Source organism: Streptomyces cylindrosporus, assembly GCF_022698165.1.
In the GTDB taxonomy this organism is placed as follows: Bacteria; Actinomycetota; Actinomycetes; order Streptomycetales; family Streptomycetaceae; genus Streptomyces; species Streptomyces cylindrosporus.
Window position 1 is genome coordinate 411,196 of record NZ_JALDAY010000006.1, and the last position, 20,340, is coordinate 431,535.

17 protein-coding genes are annotated in these 20,340 nt (G+C 71.0%); 10 read left to right on the forward strand and 7 right to left on the reverse strand.

Translation table 11 applies throughout. The annotated features are described in order from the left end of the window. Positions 1–7: 7 nt before the first annotated feature. A complete protein-coding gene (locus MQP27_RS21645; protein ID WP_242766945.1) occupies positions 8–586 on the reverse strand; it encodes a TetR/AcrR family transcriptional regulator in 579 nt (192 codons plus the stop codon). A 70-nt stretch (positions 587–656) separates the two neighbouring features. Here MQP27_RS21645 and MQP27_RS21650 point away from each other — a divergent pair, with 70 nt between their 5' ends. From MQP27_RS21650 to MQP27_RS21665, 4 genes are all read left to right on the forward strand, one after another. Next, positions 657–1,151: an FBP domain-containing protein gene (locus MQP27_RS21650; protein ID WP_242766946.1), complete on the forward strand. Its 495-nt coding sequence runs from the start codon at positions 657–659 to the stop codon at positions 1,149–1,151. A 9-nt stretch (positions 1,152–1,160) separates the two neighbouring features. After that, positions 1,161–1,781, forward strand: a complete 621-nt coding sequence (locus tag MQP27_RS21655) for an L-threonylcarbamoyladenylate synthase (RefSeq protein ID WP_242766947.1) — start codon at positions 1,161–1,163, stop codon at positions 1,779–1,781. A 127-nt stretch (positions 1,782–1,908) separates the two neighbouring features. Next, entirely contained in the window at positions 1,909–2,664 is a 756-nt protein-coding gene (locus tag MQP27_RS21660; protein ID WP_242766948.1) for a dienelactone hydrolase family protein, read from the forward strand. Between the two features lie 190 nt (positions 2,665–2,854). Further along, positions 2,855–4,030, forward strand: coding sequence for a glycoside hydrolase family 64 protein (locus MQP27_RS21665; RefSeq protein ID WP_242767152.1), 1,176 nt, complete (start codon positions 2,855–2,857; stop codon positions 4,028–4,030). Between the two features lie 51 nt (positions 4,031–4,081). Here MQP27_RS21665 and MQP27_RS21670 read toward each other — a convergent pair whose 3' ends face one another. Both MQP27_RS21670 and MQP27_RS21675 read right to left on the reverse strand, forming a co-directional pair. Beyond that, on the reverse strand, positions 4,082–6,478 hold the full coding sequence (locus tag MQP27_RS21670) for a M4 family metallopeptidase (RefSeq protein ID WP_242766949.1): 2,397 nt from the start codon (positions 6,476–6,478) through the stop codon (positions 4,082–4,084). A 187-nt stretch (positions 6,479–6,665) separates the two neighbouring features. Next, positions 6,666–8,696, reverse strand: a complete 2,031-nt coding sequence (locus MQP27_RS21675) for a S9 family peptidase (protein WP_242766950.1) — start codon at positions 8,694–8,696, stop codon at positions 6,666–6,668. 88 nt (positions 8,697–8,784) lie between these two features. Between MQP27_RS21675 and MQP27_RS21680 the strand changes: the two genes are divergently transcribed. Then, the gene (locus MQP27_RS21680; protein ID WP_242766951.1) at positions 8,785–9,357 is read left to right on the forward strand and encodes a GNAT family N-acetyltransferase; all 573 of its coding nucleotides are present in this window, start codon (positions 8,785–8,787) and stop codon (positions 9,355–9,357) included. A 4-nt stretch (positions 9,358–9,361) separates the two neighbouring features. Here MQP27_RS21680 and MQP27_RS21685 read toward each other — a convergent pair whose 3' ends face one another. Continuing rightward, entirely contained in the window at positions 9,362–10,273 is a 912-nt protein-coding gene (locus MQP27_RS21685; protein ID WP_242766952.1) for a helix-turn-helix domain-containing protein, read from the reverse strand. Positions 10,274–10,401: 128 nt separating this feature from the next. Between MQP27_RS21685 and MQP27_RS21690 the strand changes: the two genes are divergently transcribed. Beyond that, the gene (locus MQP27_RS21690) at positions 10,402–11,202 is read left to right on the forward strand and encodes an SDR family oxidoreductase (protein ID WP_242766953.1); all 801 of its coding nucleotides are present in this window, start codon (positions 10,402–10,404) and stop codon (positions 11,200–11,202) included. A 315-nt stretch (positions 11,203–11,517) separates the two neighbouring features. Beyond that, entirely contained in the window at positions 11,518–12,471 is a 954-nt protein-coding gene (locus MQP27_RS21695; RefSeq protein WP_242766954.1) for an MHYT domain-containing protein, read from the forward strand. A gap of 32 nt (positions 12,472–12,503) precedes the next feature. Here MQP27_RS21695 and MQP27_RS21700 read toward each other — a convergent pair whose 3' ends face one another. After that, complete coding sequence (locus MQP27_RS21700) at positions 12,504–14,768, reverse strand: zinc-dependent metalloprotease (RefSeq protein ID WP_242766955.1); 2,265 nt, start codon at positions 14,766–14,768, stop codon at positions 12,504–12,506. A 114-nt stretch (positions 14,769–14,882) separates the two neighbouring features. Further along, positions 14,883–15,398: a putative immunity protein gene (locus MQP27_RS21705; RefSeq protein WP_242766956.1), complete on the reverse strand. Its 516-nt coding sequence runs from the start codon at positions 15,396–15,398 to the stop codon at positions 14,883–14,885. A gap of 221 nt (positions 15,399–15,619) precedes the next feature. On the opposite strand from MQP27_RS21705, the gene MQP27_RS21710 reads away from it, so the two are divergent. From MQP27_RS21710 to MQP27_RS21720, 3 genes are all read left to right on the forward strand, one after another. Continuing rightward, entirely contained in the window at positions 15,620–16,843 is a 1,224-nt protein-coding gene (locus tag MQP27_RS21710; protein WP_242766957.1) for an RNA-guided endonuclease InsQ/TnpB family protein, read from the forward strand. Between the two features lie 75 nt (positions 16,844–16,918). Continuing rightward, a complete protein-coding gene (locus MQP27_RS21715; RefSeq protein WP_242766958.1) occupies positions 16,919–18,427 on the forward strand; it encodes a metallophosphoesterase family protein in 1,509 nt (502 codons plus the stop codon). 93 nt (positions 18,428–18,520) lie between these two features. Beyond that, complete coding sequence (locus MQP27_RS21720; protein ID WP_242766959.1) at positions 18,521–19,561, forward strand: LLM class flavin-dependent oxidoreductase; 1,041 nt, start codon at positions 18,521–18,523, stop codon at positions 19,559–19,561. A gap of 60 nt (positions 19,562–19,621) precedes the next feature. Here the strand turns inward: MQP27_RS21720 and MQP27_RS21725 are convergent, their stop codons facing one another. Beyond that, positions 19,622–20,305, reverse strand: coding sequence for a response regulator (locus MQP27_RS21725; RefSeq protein ID WP_242766960.1), 684 nt, complete (start codon positions 20,303–20,305; stop codon positions 19,622–19,624). Positions 20,306–20,340 lie beyond the last annotated feature (35 nt).

Genomic DNA, 20,340 nt, shown 5'->3' on the forward strand with positions numbered 1-20,340 from the left:
CTGTCGATCAAGGGGTGGGGGTGGCGGGCCAGTTGCGCAGCAGGGCGTCGAGGGCGTCCAGGATCCGGGTCCAGGACTCCTCCGAGTCGGGGGCGCTGTGGCTGAAGCCGCCGGCCAGCTCCAGGCTGCTGTAGCCGTGGAAGACGCTGCCCAGCAGCCGTACGGCATGGGTCTGGTCGGGTTCGCCCAGGTCGTAGCCGCGCAGGATGGCGCGGGTCATCTGCGCGTGCCGTACGCCCGCGCTCGCCGCCGCGGTCTCGGGGTCGAGCCGCATGCGGGCCGCGGTGGCGCGGCCGGGGTGTTCGCGGCCGTAGTCGCGGTAAACGTTCGCGAAGGCGACCAGGGCGTCCTTGCCGGCCCGGCCCGCCACGGCGTCGGCGGCCAGGTCGGCGAGCTCCTCCAGGGCGAGGAGCGCGATCCGGGTCCTGAGGTCCTGGGAGTTCTTCACGTGCGCGTACAGGCTCGCGACCTTGACGTCGAAGCGCCGGGCCAGCTCCGAGGCGGTCACCTGGTCGAAACCGACCTCGTCGGCCAGCTCCGCGCCCGCCCGGACCACCCGGTCCGTGGTCAGTCCTACCCGTGCCATGAGCACCCTTCCGCTCGCCTGAAGCGATTATGCATTTGCCTAAAGCTTTTAGGCAAATTAGCGTGGCCTTATGGAACCGCTGACCGAGCAAGAGATCCGTGCCGCCTTCGTGAACTGCTCCAAGGGCGAGGCGAAGCGGCTGAACGTCCCGCGTGACCTGGCCGAGCAGCCCTGGGCGGACCTGGACTACCTCGGCTGGCGCGATCCGCAGGCGCCCGACCGGGCCTATCTCGTGATAGCGCTGGACGGCCGCCCCAGGGCCCTCGCCATGCGCGCGTCGAACGCCGGCTCCGGGCAGACCCGGCGCAGCATGTGCTCGATGTGCCTGACCACGCACTCCGGGGGCGTCTCGCTGATGGTGGCGCCCAGGGCGGGCAGGGCCGGGCAGCAGGGCAACTCGGTGGGCGCCTACATGTGCAGCGACCTCGCCTGTTCGCTGTACGTGCGCGGCAAGAAGGACGCGGGCGTCGGCGCCCGGCTGCACGAGACGATCACCCTGGAGGAGAAGGTCCGCCGCACCGTGGCCAACCTCGCCGCGTTCGTCGCCAAGGTGAGCACGGCATAAGCTCGGCGAATGGCGAAGTACTTCGACGTGCACCCCGACAACCCCCAGCCGCGCACCATCTCCCAGGTCGCCGACAGCATCCGCCAGGGCGCCCTGATCGCGTACCCCACCGACTCCTGCTACGCGCTCGGCTGCCGGCTGGGCAGCCGGGACGGCATCGACCGGATCCGCACCATCCGGCACCTGGACGACCGGCACCACTTCACCCTCGTGTGCCAGGACTTCGCGCAGCTCGGCCAGTTCGTACGGGTCGACAACGACGTGTTCCGGGCCATCAAGGCGTCCACGCCCGGCAGTTACACCTTCATCCTGCCGGCGACGAAGGAGGTGCCGCGCATGCTCCAGCACCCCAAGAAGAAGACGGTCGGCGTGCGCATCCCCGACCACGTCGTCACCCAGGCCCTGCTCGCCGAGCTGGGTGAGCCGCTGCTGTCCAGCACGCTGCTGCTGCCCGACGAGGAGGAGCCGATGACCCAGGGCTGGGAGATCAAGGACCGCCTCGACCACGTGCTCGACGCGGTGGTCGACTCCGGCGAGTGCGGCACCGAGCCGACGACCGTCATCGACTTCTCGGACGGCGAGGCGGAGATCGTACGACGAGGAGCCGGGGACACCTCCCGCTTCGAGTGAACTCCAGCGTTCCAGCAGGCCGGGGCCCCTTCCGGCCCGGTAGGTGGCTCGTGCAACGATGGCCGCATCCGGCCCGTCGGGCAGCAGAGCCGGTCGGCGCCGAGCACGCAGAGAGGCAGCCCCCCCCATGACCTCCGTACAGGGAACGGCCGTTGACATCACCACCGAGGACGGCGTCGCCGACGCCTACCTGGCGCACCCCGCCGACGGCCTCCCCCACCCCGGCGTACTGCTCTACCAGGACGCCTACGGACCGCGTCCGCACCTGAACGCCATGGCCGACCGGCTGGCGGCCGCCGGTTACACGGTTCTGCTCCCGCACGTGTTCTACCGGCACGGGCGCGCGCCGGTCTTCGACCTCCCCGACTTCATCGGCCCGGAGACCCGGGGCGCCCTCTGGGAGAAGATCCCCGCGGTGATGCAGTCCCTCACCCCGGAGTTGGCCATGCGGGACGCGGGCGCGTATCTGCAGTGGATGGCCGACTCCCCGCTGGTCGCGGACGGGCCGGTCGCGCTGACCGGCTACTGCATGGGCGCCCGGCTCGTGCTGCTCACCGCCGGCACCTACCCCGACCGGGTCGCGGCGGCGGCCGGTTTCCACGGCGGGCGGCTGGCGACGGAAGCACCGGACAGCCCGCATCTGGTGGCGGGGAACGTCACCGCGGAGGTGTACTTCGGCCACGCCGACCAGGACGCCTCCATGCCTCCCGAGCAGCAGCAGTTGCTGGAGGAGACCCTGACGGCGGCGGGCGTACGACACCGCTGCGAGGTCTATCCGGGCGCGCAGCACGGGTACACGCAGGCGGACACGGACGCCTACGACAAGGAGGCCGACGAGCGGCACTGGGCGGCGCTGCTCGATCTGCTCGGCCGGACCTTCTGAGGCGCGGGTTCAGAAGTTGGGGCGACGCCCGCGGGTTCAACTCCGCGGGCGTCGTTCTGTGTTCAACTCATTGACATGCACGCATCCCGGTGCCACCTTGAGAGCGCTCTCAACCACAGGTACGGACCAATCCCCTCGAGTGACCCCCCACACACGGAGGTGGAGCGTGCACCACAAGCTCACACGCCGCATGCCGGCCTTCGCGGCCGCGGCCGCCCTGATCGCCACGGTGATCGCGATCCAGTCGCCCTCGTCCGCCAAGGCGGCGGTACCGGCGACGATTCCCCTGAAGGTGACCAACAACTCCGGCCGCGGCGACGCCGTCTACGTCTACACGATCGGCACGCTGCTCTCGACGGGCCAGCAGGGCTGGGCGGACGCGAACGGCACCTTCCACGCCTGGCCGGCCGGCGGCAACCCGCCGACGCCCGCGCCGGACGCGTCGATCGCGGGGCCGGCCGCCGGTCAGTCGAAGACGATCCAGATCCCCAAGTTCTCGGGGCGGATCTACTTCTCGTACGGGCAGAAGCTCGTGTTCAAGCTGACCACCGGCGGACTGGTGCAGCCCGCCGTGCAGAACCCGACCGACCCCAACCACGACATCCTCTTCAACTGGTCCGAGTACACGCTGAACGACTCCGGTCTGTGGCTCAACAGCACGCAGGTGGACATGTTCTCGGCGCCGTACGCGGTGGGTGTGCAGCGCTCCGACGGCAGCACGCTGAGCACCGGGCACCTCAAGTCGGGTGGCTACAACGGGGTCCTGAACGATCTGCGCGGGAAGTCCGGCGGCTGGGCCGGGCTGATCCAGACGCGGTCCGACGGTACGGTGCTGCGGGCGCTCGCGCCGGGGCACGGGCTGGAGTCCGGTGCGCTGCCGGCGTCCGTGATGGACGACTACATCAACCGCGTCTGGCAGAAGTACGCGTCGGCGACCCTGACCGTGACACCGTTCGCCGACCAGCCCGACACCAAGTACTTCGGCAGGGTCTCGGGCAACGTCATGAACTTCACCAACGGTTCGGGCGCGGTCGTCACCAGCTTCCAGAAGCCGGACGCGGACAGCGTCTTCGGCTGCCACAAGCTCCTCGACGCGCCCAACGACCAGGTGCGCGGCCCCATTTCACGCACCCTGTGCGCGGGCTTCAACCGCACCACGCTGCTGGTCAACCCGAACCAGCCGGACACGTCCTCGGCGAACTTCTACCAGGACGCGGTGACCAACCAGTACGCCCGCGCGATCCACGCGCAGATGGCCGACGGCAAGGCCTACGCGTTCGCCTTCGACGACGTCGGCAACCACGAGTCGCTCGTCCAGGACGGCAGCCCGCAGCAGGCGTATCTGACCCTCGACCCGTTCAACTGACGCCGAAGGGCCTCACCCCGTGCGGGGTGGGGCCCTTTTGCGTGCGGGTGGTCAGCTGGTCGTCAAAGCGGTGTCGTCGACGACGAAGCTGGTCTGGAGCGAGGAGTCCTCGACACCGCTGAACTTCAGGGCGACGGTCGAGCCCGCCAGGGACGACAGGTCGAAGGACTTCTGGGTGTAGCCGGAGGCGGCGTTGAGGTTCGAGTACGTCGCCAGGGTGGTCGAACCGGCGGTGACCGTCAGCTTGTCGTACTGAGTGCTGGTGGTGGTCTCCGAGGTATCGATGTGGAGATAGAAGGTGAGCGTCGCCTTGCAGCCGCTCGGGATGGTCACCGACTGCGAGAGCGTGTCGGTGTGGGTGGAGCCGTAGCCGTCCAGCCACGCGTAGTACGAGCCGCCGTGGGCGCTCTCGCTGCTGGAGTTGGTGATGACTCCGCTGGTCGCGGTCCAGGTGGTGTTGCCCGACTCGAAGCCCTGGTTGCCCAGGAGCTGGGCCGAGGTGCAGGTGCCGCCGCCTCCGCTGGAGCTGACCGTCCAGGTGAAGGAGGCGGTGCCGGTGGCGCCGGTCGAGTCGGTCACCGTGACGGTGGTGCTGTAGGTGCCGGCGGTGGTCGGCGTACCGGAGATCACGCCCGTCGAGCTGTTGATCGACAGGCCGGTCGGCAGACCACTGGCGGCATAGGTCAGGGAGCCGCTGTTGGTGGAGCTGGCCGAGATCTGCAGGCTCACCGCGGTTCCGACGGTGGAGGACTGGCTGCCCGGGTTGGTGACCGTGACACCGCTGGTCGGCACGGTGATGTGGCTGCCGACGTTGATGCCCGCGAACGCGTTGCCGACACCGGCGTACTGGGTGGAGCTGGTGCCGTACAGCGCGGCGGCGGCGTTGAGCGCGGCGGTGCGGGCTCCGGCGTAGTTGGTGCTGGACGTCATGTACGTCGTCAGCGCCTTGTACCAGATCTGCAGGGCCGCGGCCCGTCCGATGCCGGCGACGGCGACACCGTCGGAGGTGGTGCTGGTGTAGGTGACGCCGTTGATGGTCTTGGTGCCGCTGCCCTCGGACAGCAGGTAGAACATGTGGTTCGCGGGGCCCGAGGAGTAGTGCACGTCGAGGTTGCCGACACCGGAGTACCAACTGTCCGCGGACGAGCCGTCCTTGCTGGGCTTGTCCATGTAGCGCAGCGGGGTGCCGTCGCCGTTGATGTCGATCTTCTCGCCGATGAGGTAGTCGCCGACGTCGGAGGAGTTGTTGGCGTAGAACTCCACGCCCGTGCCGAAGATGTCGGAGGTCGCCTCGTTCAACCCGCCCGACTCACCGGTGTAGTTGAGCCCCGCCGTGTTGGAGGTGACGCCGTGGCTCATCTCGTGGCCGGCGACGTCCAGCGAGGTCAGCGCGTGCGTGCCGCCCGAGCCGTCGCCGTACGTCATGCAGAAGCAGCTGTCGTCCCAGAAGGCGTTGACGTACGCCGAGCTGTAGTGGACGCGCGAGTAGGCGGCGACGCCGTCGTTCTTGATGCCGCTGCGGCCGAAGGTGTTCTTGTAGAAGTCCCAGGTCGTCTGGGCGCCGTAGGCCGCGTCCGCGCCGGCGGTCTGCGTGTTGGAGCCGGAACCGGTGCCCCAGACGTCGTCGGAGTCCGTCATCAGGGTGCCGGTGCCGGACGTGCCGTTGTTGAGGTTGTACGTCTTGTGGCCGCCGCGCGTGGTGTCGTACAGCTGGTACGTCGAACCCGACAGCGTCGTGTTCAGCGTGACCGTGCCGCTGTACTGGGTGTTGCCGGTGCCCGTCTTGATCGCCTGGTACCGGTAGAGCTCCTTGCCGGTGGCGGCGTCGGTGATGACGTGCAGCTGGCTGGGCGTGCCGTCGTCCTGGAGGCCGCCGACCACCGTCTCCCAGGCGAGCTTCGGGGTGCCGGTGCCGGCCCAGATGACCTTGCGGGCGCTGTCGGTGCTGGGCCGTACGGCGTCGAGGGCCTTCGCGGCCTTCAGGGCCTTGGTCGCGGCGGCCGCCTTGGTGAAGGTCGCGGTGGTGGAGGCGACCTTGATGGTGTGCTTGTTGTTGAACGTCGTACTCACCGTGCCGGCCGCGAGGGAGGCGGGTGGGGTGTGCACGACGAGGTCGCCGCCGAGGACGGGCAGACCGGCGTACGTCCGCTCGTAGCGGGTGTGCAGGGTGCCGTCGTTGTCCTTCACGACGTCCCTGACGACCAGCTTCTCCTTGGCGCCGAGTCCGAGGGAGCGGGCGGTCGCGGAGGTCTTCTGCTCCGCGCTCTTGACGAGTGCCTTGTGCTGCGCCGGGGTCAGTTTGGCCTCAAGGCCCCCGGCGCGCAGGGGACTTGGGTGGGGAGCCGCGGGCGTGGCGGTCGCCGGAACCGACTGGATGCCGACGGCGAGGAAGGCTGCGGTGGAGACCAGGGCTCCTGCCGCGGTCCGCTTGCGGGGGATGCGTCTCACTCGTTCTCCTACTGCGTTGGCCGCGTGGGGCGACCGGTGACAGACCGGGCAGACGGGTGTGCTGACCGGGACGAGCCGAGCTGTGCGGGACCGGCTGTGTTGAGAACGTGGGGGGTGTGTGCGGCGGTTGGGGGGATGGTGGCAGGATTGACCGGTCCATGTCATCCGCGTCCGTGGTAATCGAGGGTTATCCCTCTGTGCGTACGCCGCCCAAGTCGGCTTGCAGAAACCGCACTTGACGATCCAACAGCTCCTTCGTCGCCGGGCTGCCGATCGGTTGATGGCCGACGCCCGGCAGGAACAGCACCTCGTGGGGGCGCCCGGCGGCTTGCAGCGCCTGCGCCATGCGCAGTGTGTTGACGGGCGGGACGTTGACGTCGGCGAGGCCGTGCATCAGGAACAGCGGCCTGGTCAGACGCGGCGCCTCACGCACCAGATCGCAGGCCGCGTACCGCTCCGGATGCCTGTCGGGCTGCCCGAGGAACCGCTCCCGCCAGTGGGCGTTGTACAGCCGCTGATCGGTGACCCCCGCCCCGGCCACCGCCACGCGGAAGACGTCCGGCCGGCGCAGGACGGCGGCGACGGCGAGCGCTCCGCTGAAGGACCATCCGCGGATGCCGACGCGGTCCGGGTCGAGCGCGGGATGGCGCCGTACCGCCTCGCGCACGGCGGTGACCTGGTCGTCGAGGGCGAGCGTGAACAGATCGCCGTGCACCTCGCGCTCCCAGTCCGGCCCGCGCCCGGGGGTACCGCGCCCGTCGGTGGCCAGCACCGCGAACCCCTGCTCGGCGAACCACTGCGACACCAGCACCCTCCAGTCCGCCTCCGCGGTGACGCGCTGTCGCGCCGCGCCGCCGTAGGAGTCGACCAGCACCGGCAGGCGCCCGCGGCCCGGGCGATACCAGGACGGGAAATGCAGCCGGGCACGCAGCCCAAGGGGTCCGAGGGCGAGGTGACGCATATCGAGCTCGATGACCGGCTGTTCGACGTACGAGGCGACGGGCACGGGGCCTCGCCCTTCCCGGCGGGCCTCGACTCCCCCGACGGACCGGTCGGCACCGCGAGCGACTCCGAGGAGCGTGCCGCCACGGCGCACACCGGAGTGGACAGCCCGGGCGGAGGTGAGCTGCCGCAGGCCGTCCACCGGGTCGTGGCTCCACAGGTGCGTCTCGGTGGGTTCCTCGGAAGCGGTGAACAGCACCTGGTCGCCGTCCTCGCCGAGCAGGGCCCGGAGTTGGAGTCCGGGTGGTGTGACGGGTACGCCGTCCACGGTCAGGTGGCGAGTACCGTCTCGGTCGGCGTGTGAGAGGAGGGCGCCGGAGGCGGTGCGGGCGGGGAGTCCGGGGACGAGACGGACCCAGCGGTCGTCGCGCTGCTCTTCCAGGATCGTCGTCCGGCCGTCGGCGGGGTCGATGGCGAGGAAGCGGACGGCGCACTGGTCGCGGGACTGTACGACGGCGTAGGGGCCGTGGTCGTCCCAGCCGGCGCCGACGACGTACTCGAAGGCGTCACGGTCCCAACACGTCTGCGTGAGCGAGCCGTTGAGATCAGCGATCCAGAGCGTGACGTCCGGATTGGGGCAACCGACCGCCGAGAAGGGCGGCTTGGGATCTTCGCCTTCGATCCCCGGCCAGGGCGGGACGGCGGCGAAGTCGCTGCGGGCGACGAGCAGGTGGGTCCCGTCCGGGGACCACCAGTGGCCGCGCGGGTCGTCGGGTGAGGTGGCGACGGTATGCCTGGCGGCACCGAACTCGATGTCGGGGCCGCCCGGTTGGGCGAGGGCGCGGTCCGCACCGCCGTCCGCCGCCCTGACACGCAGGGCGCCGTCGGTGACGTAGGCGATGTGACGGCCGGTGGGATCAGGGCGCGGGTCGGACACCGCGCCCGGCACCGGCAGGCGTCGCGGTGGCGTCCGGCCCGGACGGACCGTCCACAGCTCGCCCTCCAGGGCGAAGGCGATCAGACCGGCGGTTCGGTCGGTGGCGTACGACTCGATGCCCGATCCCCCGGGCCCCAGCAGCCGTAAGGGGTCCGCAAGGAGCTCTTCCGTGCCGGTGTCGAGGTCCAGCGCCCAGAGGCAGACGGCCGGGTCGTCGCCGGCACGGGAGCGGAGGAACAGGACGGTTCGGCCGTCGGGGGTGAGCGAGAAGCGGTCCGGCATGCCCAGGGTGAAGCAGCGGGTGCGGATGAGCTGCTCGGGAAAGGAGGGTGTCGGCATGCAGAGGACCTACCATCGAGCACTTGACTCAAACACATATTCGAATAATTGGTCGCCGCCGCCCCGCCCCGCGTGCCATCGTGGTGTCATGAGCATCGACGTTCGTCCCGCTTCGGTCTTCGAGGACGTCCGTGCCGTGATCGGCCCCAAGTCGCCGGGGGCCACGGTGTGCTGGTGTCTGAGTCACCGGATCCCGTCCCGGCTCGACAAGGAGCTGCGCGGGCCGGCGCGCGGGGAGTACGTCGCCGGGCTGTGCCGTGCGGAGCCCGCGCCGGGGGTGCTCGCGTACGACGGTGACGTGCCGGTCGGCTGGGCCGCCGTGGCGCCGCGCGCGGACACCACGTACGCGCGCAGCCGCACCGTCCCGCACCTCGACGACCTGCCGGTCTGGTCGCTGTGGTGCCTTCGGGTGCGTCCCGGCCACCGGGGGCAGGGGATCTCGCACGCGCTGATCGCGGGCGCCGTGGAGTTCGCTCGCGCGCAGGGCGCACCGGTCGTCGAGGCGTATCCCGTCGACAACGGTGGCGGCGCGGTCGACACGACGATGGCGTACGCCGGGATCCGCAAGAACTTCGAGCGAGCCGGGTTCGTGCATGCCGCCGACACCAGGTCGGTGCTGGCCGGTCATCCCCGGGTCGTGATGCGGCTCGACCTGCGGTGAGGGCTCAGTCGGCGCCGGGTGACGGGTTCTCGGACGGGGTCCGTTCTTCGGCGGGGCGGTCCGCGGTGAGGCTGCCCAGCAGGGCGAGGGCCTCCGCGGAGGGGCTGTTCGGGGCGGCTTCATAGACGACGAGTTGCCGGCCGGGGGCGCTGTTGATGGTGAACGACTCGTAGTCGAGGGTCAGTTCGCCGACCAGGGGGTGGCGCAAGCGTTTGGTTTCGTGGGTCTTCCGGCGGATGTCGTGGCGGGCCCACAGGCGGCGGAACTCCGGGCTCTTCAGGGAGAGTTCGCCGACCGTGCGGATGAGGTGCGGGTCGTCGTGGTCAGTGCCCGCGGCCGCGCGGAGTGCGCCCACGGTGTTGGCCGCCGCCCGCTCCCAGTCCGGGTAGAACTCGTGCGCGTCCGGGTCGAGGAACACCAGGCGGAGCAGGTCGTCGCTGTAGGTGTGGCCCGCGAACAGGGCCCGGCCCAAGGGGTTGTGGGCGAGGACGTTCATGCGGCGTCCGAGGACCACCGCCGGTGTCGAGTGCCAGCGGTCCATCATGCGCAGCAGGACCGGGCTGACCTGTTCCGGCGCTTTACGGGTGCGGTCCCGCCCTCGGGCCGGGCGGGCCAGCCGGTGGAGGTGTTCCGTCGCGTCGGCGTCCAGGTGCAGGGCCCCGGCCAGCGCGTCGAGCACCTGGGCGGACGGGTTACGCTCGCGGCCCTGTTCGAGCCGTACGTAGTAGTCGGTGCTGACCCCGGCCAGCATCGCGACCTCTTCGCGGCGCAGCCCCGCCACCCGGCGCCGCGCGGAGACGGGCAGGCCGGAGTCCTCGGGCCGCACCTGCGCCCGGCGGGCTCGCAGGTACTCCCCGAGCGAAGCGAGACGGGGGTCCCCGCGGACGGAGTCCGGGGCAGGGTTCGCGCTGTCCATGCCCACGAGCGTAGGCATGGCCCGCACGCCTGGGCGAGCGCGGAAGGTGGCCGTGGTACTCCTACGTTCACCCCTCCCACGAGAACCGCTGCCTGGTCGCCGTTGTGCGATCGCCGCAGGCTGTGGGCATGACTTCCGAACTTCTCAACAACACCAACAGCAGCACCTCCGCCCAGCCCCTCGGCGGGCGTGTCGCGGTGGTGACCGGCGCCTCCAGCGGCATCGGTGAGGCGACGGCCCGCCGGCTGGCCGGCGACGGGGCCGCGGTCGCCCTCCTGGGCCGCCGCGAGGACCGGCTCAAGATCCTGGCCGACGAGCTGCGGCCCACCGCCACGGGTGCCGTGCTGCCGGTGACCGTCGACCTCACCGATCCCGACGCCCTCGACACCGCCGCCCGCGCCGTCCGCGACGCGCTCGGCCCCGTCGACCTCGTCATGGCGAACGCCGGGGCGATGCTCGGCGCGCCCTTCGAGGACGGCCGGGCCGACGAGTGGGACCGCATGATCGACGTCAATCTGCGCGGCCTGCTGCACACCGCGCGCGCCTTCACAGGCGACCTGCTCGCCACCGCGGAGCCGGGCCGGGCAGCGGACCTGGTGCACGTCGGCTCCGTGGCCGGGCACGCCCTCTACCCCAACTGGTCCGTCTACAGCGCCACCAAGTCCGCGGTCGCCCACCTCACCCGCAACCTGCGCGCCGAGCTGGGGCCCCGTGGCGTCCGCGTGAAGAACGTGGAACCCGGCGTCACCGTAACCGAGTTGGGCTCGGACATGCAGGACGCCGACCTGCGCACGGCACTGGACGACATGCGGACCGGCATCCGGCCCCTGGCCGCCGAGGACATCGCCGACGCCATCGCCTTCGCCGTGAGCGCGCCCCCGCACGTCAACGTCGCGGAGCTGATCGTCGTCCCGGTCCAGCAGGGCTGAACACCGGGCGCGCCTTCCTCCGCACCGGAGGGCCCGTCACGGATTCGGCCAGGGCACGACCCTTCGGCGAGAAGCCCGGCGAGCAGGTGGCGGGTTCGATGCCGTGACCGCTAGTGCGGAGGCCACCGGGGACACCGACGTCACAGCGGCCACCCCGGTCGACCGATCATGGCCAGAACTCACCGTCGTGCGACAAGAGTTAACCACTCATAGTTGAGAGTTAATCACTTACCGGCGGTAATCCCTTGCGGTTACAGGCTCCCCACCCGTAGACCTTGCTCCACAATCTGCCATGGCTCTGGGGGGAGTTGGCATATGCAAGGCACGGTTGACGGGTTCCGCTATGGCGCGGTGACCCCGGTGGCGGCCTATCTGATGGCCTGCATGGGAGGGGCGCTGGGACTGCGCTGCATCGTCCGGTCCCTGCTCAACGAGGCGTCCTGGAAGCCCGGTTGGCTCGCGCTCGGCGCGGCGTCGATCGGCTGCGGGATCTGGACGATGCACTTCATCGCGATGCTCGGCTTCCAGGTCGAGGAGACCGGAATCCGTTACGACATCGGCCTCACCCTGCTCAGCCTGGCCGTCGCGATCGTGGTGGTCGGCATCGGGGTGTTCATCGTCGGATACCGGGGCGCGGGCCGCGGCACGCTGGCCGTCGCGGGCACCGTCACCGGCCTCGGCGTCGCCGCCATGCACTACCTGGGCATGGCCGCGATGGAGCTGAACGGCGACATCCAGTACAACACCGGCACGGTCCTGCTGTCGGTTGCGATCGCGATCGTCGCGGCGACGGCGGCACTGTGGGCGGCCGTCACCGTCCGGGGCTTCCTGACAAGTCTCGGCGCCAGCCTGGTCATGGGCGTCGCGGTGTCCGGCATGCACTACACGGCGATGGCCGCCGTCAGCGTCCATGTGCACGGCAAGGGCAACGGGACCTGGGCGGGCGACTCGCCGACCTCCCTGCTGCTTCCCATGCTGCTGGGCCCGGCGGTCTTCCTGCTGCTGGCCGGAGTGGTGGTCATGTTCGACCCGCTGCTGGTCCTGGGCGACGGCGAGTGGAACCAGTCCGCCGCTGCCCGGCGCAAGGCCGGGGCCAAGGAGCGAGAGACCGCGCCACTCGCCGGTGAGCCCTTCTTCGACGGCGCCACGCGAACCGCACGGTCACGACAGGACGCATACACTCCGGCCCCGCCGAGGCAGCAGGGTTCGTACGGCACCTCGCCGCAGTCCGCATCGCGTTGGACCTCGCCGCGCTCGCCCGAGCGCTGAGCCGGGTCTTCCCGACGGCGCCCGGGACGCGCTCAGTTCGGCGCGCCCGGCGGCACGCGCGGCAGCGGGTCGAGGGTCACCGAGGCGGGGTCGGCCAGGACGCGGTCGATCAGGTCCGCGGCCTCGCGCCGGCCGTCCTCGTACCCCTCCCGCAACTCGCCGGCCAGTCGGCGCAGGGCACTGCGCAGCGCCGTGCGAACCGGAGCGTGCAGGGCGCCGTCCTGCAGCACGGTCAGCAGGTGGTTGAGGACCGTCCAGTCGGCCGTGCGCTGCACCTCCGCACCGCCCACGACCTCGGCCGGGACCGGGTCGGTGCGGCGCCACGTGGCCGCCAGCAGCGCGTCGGCCAGATCGGCGGCTCCGGGTACGGCGGGGTCGGCGGCGTGCTGCCAGGCGAGCCGGTTGAGGCGGGCCGGCTCCAGCAGCGGCTCGGTGACCAGGGTGACGGCGACACGGACGGCCTCGAAGGGGTCGAAGACGTACCCGGCGTCGGTGTCGAGGTACTGGTCGGTGCGCCCGTAGCGAATGGCGGGCGGGGTGAGGGTGCTCAACACGCTGTCCGGCAGGGCGAGTTCCTCGGCGCGCAGAAGGTTCGCGAGCCGGGCGAGGGCTCTGTGCTGGGTGGTGGCGTCGACGGGCCGGGGGCCCTGGGTGGCGTCGCCCGCGAGGCCGTACGCGTAGTGCACTCCCCCGACCAGGCGGGCGACGGCGGTCACCTCGTGGCGGTGCAGGAGGTGCAACAGCAGGGCGCGCTCCTCGAGTTCACCGGTCTGCCGGTCGGGCGGCAGCACTCCACGGCCGAATCCCTCCAGCGCGATGCGCCGGGCGCGCGTCATGTTCTCCAGTGCCTCCAGCGGGTGCCCTCCCGTCACCCAGGGCACCGCGTCGGCGTGGGCGGCATGGTTGCCCTGGGCGTCCTCGTCGGCGATGAAGTGCAGACCCGCGCGAGCCGCCTCCTCACGCAACTCCGCGAGGGCCGCGGCCTCGTGGTCACCGTAGGCGTGGGCGACGAGAAAGTGGTCCCAGGGGCCGAGGCCCGTGGTGTACGCGACGGAGAGGTCGAGGCGGGCGTCGTCGGTGACGCGGACGCGGGCGTGCGGGTAGTCCATGACGGACGGCTTCGGGTGGGTCGTACTGGCGAAGTTGTGCATGAAGCCGAGCGCGTGGCCGATCTCGTGCGCGGCGAGATGGCGCAGCCGGGCGAGGACCAACTCCTCGACGGCGGCGAGCCGTTCGGCCTCGTCAGGGCGGCCGTAGGGGGCCAGCAGGGCCTCGCCGAGGGCGCGCACCTGCTCGACGCGCTGGGAGCCGAGCCGGACCCGGGCGTGCAGGATCTCGCCGGTGCGCGGGTCGGTCAGCCCCTGCCCGAGGGACCAGCCGCGGCCCGCCCGGTGCACCCACACGACACCGTTGACGCCGGGCTCGTACGGGTCGAAGCCGGCGTCGCCCGCCTCCACCCGGTAGGCGCCGGGCAGTCCGGCGGCGGCGAAGGCCTCCTGCCACCAGTTGCCGCCCTCGATCACCGCCGAGCGGAAGGGCTCCGGGATCGCCGGGTCGACCCGGAACACGATGGGGGCGCGGTCCGGGCCGACGCGGAAGCGGGGCTGGACCTTTACCTGGGTGTCGCGCAGGCCGACGTTGCCGTGGTCTGCGTAACCGACGCCGTAGCCACCGGAGTTGGGGTGGAAGCGGCGGGCGGGCATCGGATCGGACGGCAGTCGGACCAGGTTGAGCTGCTGGACGAGGGTCAGGGCGCGCGGGTCGGCGGCGACCGCGCGCACCGCCGACCCGCGGCCCGGTCCACGGAAGGTGAGCAGCGCGGGGAGCCGGATGCCGGCCGGTCCGGTGCGGCTGTCGGCGACGAGCGGCAGACTGCGCTCCTCGTCGACGACGTACTCCCCCTGCTCCCTGTCGAACAGGTGCTCCGCGACCCGGTCGTGGTCGGCCAGGACGAGCCCGCTCGCGTCCACGACCACCGCGCCGTCGGCTTCGCGCAGCACCGGCCCGCTCCACACGACGGACGGCGCGAAGGACTCCTGCCCGGCCCGCACGGCCGCCTCGTCGCCGGACGTCAGGAAGTGCTTGTTCCGTACGAGGAACAGCACGCGGTCGCCGACCCGCCGGAACTCCGCCGACCTCGCCTTGCCCGCCCTGCCCCGGTCCAGCCACAGGTCGCTCGAACCCAGCCCCTGGGAGAGGGAGACGGTGAGCAGGAAGGGCTCGCCGAAGTGGCGGATGCCCAGCAGCAGCCGGCCCTGCTCGGGGTCGGGGACGAGGTCGATGAAGTCGGCGGGCATGCGTGGCCTTTCGGAGGGGCGGTGCTCGCCGTTGATCCTCTCAGGCCGGGCGCGGCGGTTCGGACGGTACGTGCCGGTTGCGGTGCGCTCGTCGCACTGCCCGCGGACCGGGCCTCAGCAGTCGAACACCGACCAGCAGATGTCGTTCCGCAACCGCTGGTCGTCGAGGACGAGTTCGCGGATCGCCTCGGGGAGCCGGTCGCGCTGCCACCGGCACTCCCGCCGCCCCGCGGCCTCACTCGCGCCCTTCGGCGCGGCGGCGCGCACAGCCTTGATCGCATAGGCGGCGGCACCGAGTTCGTGCGCGGCGACATGCGCGACGACCGCGGCCTGGCCGGCGGCGTAGGCGGCATGCCGTGCCGCACCCTCCAGGTCCCGAGCCGCGCCCATGGCGTGACCGCCGGCCGCGCGGGCCTGCATCATCCGGACCTCGCCCCGGTTCCAGGCGCGGGCATGCTCGATCGCCTGCCGCGGCCGTGGGTCCCCGGGCCGGGCCGACTCGAACAGTTCGAGCACGTGCTCCGCGCAGTCCGCCGCCCACAGGGCGAGGAGATGGTGATCGTCGTCCGTGAGGGTCCCGCCTCGGCGGATCGTGACGAAGCGGGGATCTCTGACCTTCGGCAGGATCACGGCTCTTGTTCCTTCCCGGTGGCCGATCCGCACGGCAGGTTACCGGGATTCATTCGCGGTGCTCCGGCTTTGAGGCTGGGGGTGCAGCGAATCTTGTGGCGGCGACGCGGACCGTCGCGGTCTCGTTTCGGCGGAGCCGGACCCTGCTCGTTCGTGACGGTGACGGGTCGCTCGCACGTTCCCGGTGACGGCGTGGGTTCGATTTGCCTAGTGTGGTCGTCATGCAGCTGCGGTACGCCTTCCGGTTGTACCCCGACGCCGCTCAACAGGCCGCGCTGGCCAGGGCGTTCGGGTGCGCCCGTGTCGTGTTCAACGACGCGGTGCGGGCCCGTGAGGACGCCCGGAGGGCCGGGCTGCCGTTCCCGACCGCCGGTCAGCTGTCCCGGACGCTGATCACCGAGGCCAAGCGGACGAAGGAGCGGTGCTGGCTGAGCGAGGTGTCCGCAGTCGTGCTCCAGCAGTCTCTGCGCGACGCCGAGGCGGCCTACCGCAACTTCTTCTCCTGCCGCAAGGGCACCCGCACGGGAGCGAAGGCCGGCTCGCCCCGGTTCAAGTCCCGTAAGGACGCCCGGCAGTCGATCCGGTTCACCGCCAACGCCCGCTGGAGCATCACCGGCCATGGCCGTCTGAACCTGCCGAAGATCGGCGCGGTGAAGGTGACATGGTCTCGCAAACTGCCCTCCACGCCCACCTCCGTCACCGTCGTCAAGGACGCGGCTGGCAGGTACTTCGCCTCCTTCGTCATCGACACCGACCCCGCAACCGATGCAATGCGGATGCCCGAGAGCGACCGCACCGTCGGCATCGATCTCGGCCTCACCCACTTCGCCGTCCTCTCCGACGGCACGAAGATCGACTCCCCGCGCTTCCTGCGGCGCGCGGAGAAGAAACTGAAGAAGGCCCACCAGGAACTGTCCCGCAAGCAGAAGGGATCAAAGAACCGGGCCAAGGCCCGCCTGAAGGTCGCCCGCGCCCACGCGAAGGTCGCTGACGCGCGCCGTGAGTTCCACCACCAGCTCTCCACCAGGCTGATCTCCGACAACCAAGGGATCGCCGTGGAGGACCTGTCGGTGGCAGGACTGGCCCGCACAAAGCTGGCCAAGTCCGTGCACGACGCCGGATGGTCCTCGTTCATCAGCATGCTGACCTACAAAGCACAACGGTACGGGCGCACCCTGGTGAAGATCGGCCGATTTGAGCCGACCTCCCAGACCTGCTCCACCTGCGGCGCCGTGGACGGACCCAAACCCCTCAACGTGCGGGAATGGACCTGCAGCGCCTGCGGCAGCGTCCACGACCGGGACCACAATGCCGCACTCAACGTCAAACAGGCCGCCGGACTGGCGGTATCAGCCTGCGGAGCGCCGGTAAGACCAGGAGCAATCCCGGCACAGCGCGAAGAAACAGGAAGCCACGGATTCCCGACCGGAAACCGTGCCGCGTAGCGGCACAGCCTCCAGTCGAGAAGGCCAAAATCCTCGGATTTCACTTCAGGGCGAGGAGCATGTCAAGGTGCCCCGGTGTCTGACTCCTCACGCGATACCGCCGAAGGCGCCGGCTGGGGCGCCGCCGAACGCGGCGAGTACAAGCGGCTGATGCCGCACAAGGTCGAGAAGCTGTCCTGGCTCAACCCCCGGACGCTGTGGGCCGCCCGCAACGGCGTGCTGGCCTCCTGGTTCGGCGACCCGACCGGCCGTACCCGCGCCCGCTGGGTGGCCCAACGCGAAGCCGCCGGCGCACCCGCCGACAAGCTCATCCGGCGCGACGACCCGGACCGCTTCTCGTTCATGGTCATCGGCGACACCGGCGAGGGCGACGATCCCCAGTACGCCGTCGTACCGGGCTTCCTGAAGGTCAGTCAGGGCACGAACTTCTCCGTGATCGCCAGCGACGTCATCTACCCGGTGGGCAGCGCCGACGACTACCGCACCAAGTTCTTCCGGCCGTACCAGGACTACCCGGCGCCGATCTACGCGGTCCCGGGCAACCACGACTGGTACGAGGGCCTCGGCGCGTTCATGCGGGTCTTCTGCGCGGACGCCCCGCCGCTCGCCGCCGAGCCCGCGCCCCGCCCGCTCACCAGGGCCTGGCTGCGCTCGCTGCTGTGGCACCGGCCCCGCAAGGCGGACGGCCAACATCTCGACGAGGCGCGCGAGTTGCGCTCGGCACCGGCTCAACAGGCCGTCCAGCCGGGCCCGTACTGGGCCATCGACGCCGGACCCGTACGCCTCATAGGCATAGACACGGGTCTGCTCGGCACCATCGACGCCGAACAGGGCGCCTGGCTGCGCGAGGTGTCGAAGGGCCCCCGCCCGAAGATCCTCATCACCGGCTCGCCGCTGTACGTGGACGGCAAGTACGACCCGTGCACGATCGAGGACGGCGGCGGCACGGTCGACGACATCGTCAGCGACCCCGAGCACCACTACGTGGCGGCCATCGGCGGGGACATCCACAACTACCAGCGCTACCCTGTCCGGTTGGCCGACGGGCGCACCATTCAGTACGTGGTCTCGGGCGGCGGCGGGGCGTTCATGCACGCCACCCACACCATCCCGCGCGTCGACATCGCGAACGTCACCGAGAAGGAGTTCCGCTGCTACCCGCTGCGCGGCGACTCCCTCGCGTTCTACAGCCGGCTCTACGGCCGCCGGCTGCGTCTGCGCCGCTTCTTCACCCTCACCGAGGCCGAGGCGATGGCGGTGATCGCCGAGCGCCTGGGCATCGAGCCGACCCGCGCCCCCGGCACCCCGGCGCGCGTGACCCGCCGTACCCGCCTGGTGGCCACCCTGCTCGGCGCCGGCGGCCGCCCCGACCGCACCTCGCGCTTCCGCCTCCCGGTGCGCAAGATCTACACGCAGCTGTTCTCGCCGGGTTCGGCGACCTACAGCCCGCCCTTCTTCAAGTGCTTCCTGCGCCTGGACGTCACTCCGGAGGCCGTCCGGCTGCGCTGCTACGCCGCCACCGGCAACCGCGCGCAGGAGATCGAACCGCCGGTGGAGGACGAGGTCACCATCCCGCTCACCTGACCAGATCTTGACCCAGGTCATGGGAACAGTTCGCGCGGCGACCGGGTTGGCATGCCGTAATACTTGATTCATCAAGCAACCGCGGAGGAACCCGTGTCGCCGTCTCCTCGCCCCCTGCGCAAGCTGGGCTTTCTGACCATCGGCCTGTTCGACGAGGCGGATCCACGGCGGGGCCACGAGTCCACGCTGGAGATCATCGAGCTGGGCGAGCGGCTCGGTTTCGACAGCGCGTGGCTGCGCCACCGCCACCTGCAGTACGGCATCTCCTCCCCCGTCGCGGTGATGGCCGCGGCCTCGCAGCGCACCAGCCGGATCGAGCTCGGCACCGCGGTCATCCCGCTGGGCTGGGAGAACCCGCTGCGGCTGGCCGAGGACCTGGCCACGGTCGACATCCTGTCCGGGGGTCGCGTCAACCCGGGCGTGAGCGTGGGTCCGCCGATGCACTTCGACCAGGTCAAGGAGGCGCTCTACCCGGACACGGCCGACGCCGAGGACTTCTCGTACGAGCGGGTGCGGCGGCTGGTGGACTTCGTGCGGGGCAAGAGCGCGACGGACTTCAGCGGGGTCGAGGGCTTCGAGGTCTTCTCGGACCGGGTTCAGCCGCACTCGCCCGGCCTGGGCAAGCGGCTCTGGTACGGCGGCGGCAGCCTGAGCTCGGCGCGCTGGGCCGGCGAGCACGGCATGAACTTCCTGACCAGCAGCGTGGTCAAGGCCGAGGGGGCCGACGGGCCGGACTTCGACTTCGCTGGGATCCAGCTCTCCCACATCCGCGCCTTCCGCGCCGCCCACCCCGACGGCGAGGCCGCCCGCGTCTCGCAGGGCCTGGTCGTCATCCCGACCGACTCCGCCTCGCCCGAGCAGCGCGCCCGGTACGAGGAGTACGCGGCCAAACGCACCCCTCGTACGACGTCACCGCAGGGCCCCGCCCGGCTCCTGTTCGCGCCGGACCTGGTCGGCACCTCGGCCGAGATCGCCGAACGCCTGCACGCACACGCCGCGTTCCGCGAGGTGGACGAGGTCGCCTTCGCACTGCCGTTCACCTTCGAGCACGAGGACTACGTGCAGATCCTGACGGACATGGCCACGAAGCTCGGGCCGGCGCTGGGGTGGCGGCCGGGCGGCGGTACTGCCTGACCACGCGCTACGGCGTACGCCGCGCCGGGGCGGTGGATCCGGACCTTGCCGCCTGCCCTGTCATCCCTCGAAGCGGTAGCCCATGCCGGGCTCGGTGATCAGATAGCGGGGGTGGGCGGGGTCCGTCTCCAGTTTGCGGCGGAGCTGGGCCATGTAGACGCGCAGGTAGTTGGTCTTGTTGCTCTGGGACACGCCCCAGACCTCCTGGAGCAGGTGCGTCTGCGTGATCAGCCGGCCGGGGCTGACCACGAGGATCTCCAGCAGGTGCCACTCGGTCGGGGTCAGCCGCACGTCCCGCCCGTTGCGCACGACCTTCTTCGCCAGCAGGTCGATGCTGAAGTCGTCCGTCTCGACCCGTGTGGTCTCGGGGACGAGCGGCGCGTCCTCGGTGCGGCGGACCGCGGCCCGCAGCCGGGCGAGCAGCTCGTCCATGCTGAACGGCTTGGTGATGTAGTCGTCGGCGCCGGCGTCCAGGGCGGCGACCTTCTCGTCGGACGCCTGCCGCGCCGACAGCACCAGGACCGGCACCCGGCTCCAGCCGCGCAGCGCCCTGATCACGTCCACGCCGTCCATGTCGGGCAGCCCGAGGTCGAGCATGACCACGTCCGGCCGGCGCGCCGCCGCGAGCCGCAGCGCGGTGGCCCCGTCGGGGGCGGCGTCCACTCCGTACCGCCGAGCCTGCAAGTTGATCACGAGGGCCCGTACCAGCTGCGGGTCGTCCTCCACCACGAGCACCCGGGTCATGGGTGTGTGCCTCTCCTGTCGTGCGTCGGGCCGTG

Excerpts from the sequence above, each read along its gene's own strand:
- MQP27_RS21645 (WP_242766945.1), bottom strand. The coding sequence starts at position 586 with ATGGCACGGGTAGGACTGACCACGGACCGGGTGGTCCGGGCGGGCGCG.
- MQP27_RS21650 (WP_242766946.1), top strand. The coding sequence starts at position 657 with ATGGAACCGCTGACCGAGCAAGAGATCCGTGCCGCCTTCGTGAACTGC.
- MQP27_RS21655 (WP_242766947.1), top strand. The coding sequence starts at position 1,161 with ATGGCGAAGTACTTCGACGTGCACCCCGACAACCCCCAGCCGCGCACC.
- MQP27_RS21660 (WP_242766948.1), top strand. The coding sequence starts at position 1,909 with ATGACCTCCGTACAGGGAACGGCCGTTGACATCACCACCGAGGACGGC.
- MQP27_RS21665 (WP_242767152.1), top strand. The coding sequence starts at position 2,855 with ATGCCGGCCTTCGCGGCCGCGGCCGCCCTGATCGCCACGGTGATCGCG.
- MQP27_RS21675 (WP_242766950.1), bottom strand. The coding sequence starts at position 8,696 with ATGCCGACACCCTCCTTTCCCGAGCAGCTCATCCGCACCCGCTGCTTC.
- MQP27_RS21680 (WP_242766951.1), top strand. The coding sequence starts at position 8,785 with ATGAGCATCGACGTTCGTCCCGCTTCGGTCTTCGAGGACGTCCGTGCC.
- MQP27_RS21685 (WP_242766952.1), bottom strand. The coding sequence starts at position 10,273 with ATGGACAGCGCGAACCCTGCCCCGGACTCCGTCCGCGGGGACCCCCGT.
- MQP27_RS21690 (WP_242766953.1), top strand. The coding sequence starts at position 10,402 with ATGACTTCCGAACTTCTCAACAACACCAACAGCAGCACCTCCGCCCAG.
- MQP27_RS21695 (WP_242766954.1), top strand. The coding sequence starts at position 11,518 with ATGCAAGGCACGGTTGACGGGTTCCGCTATGGCGCGGTGACCCCGGTG.
- MQP27_RS21700 (WP_242766955.1), bottom strand. The coding sequence starts at position 14,768 with ATGCCCGCCGACTTCATCGACCTCGTCCCCGACCCCGAGCAGGGCCGG.
- MQP27_RS21710 (WP_242766957.1), top strand. The coding sequence starts at position 15,620 with ATGCAGCTGCGGTACGCCTTCCGGTTGTACCCCGACGCCGCTCAACAG.
- MQP27_RS21725 (WP_242766960.1), bottom strand. The coding sequence starts at position 20,305 with ATGACCCGGGTGCTCGTGGTGGAGGACGACCCGCAGCTGGTACGGGCC.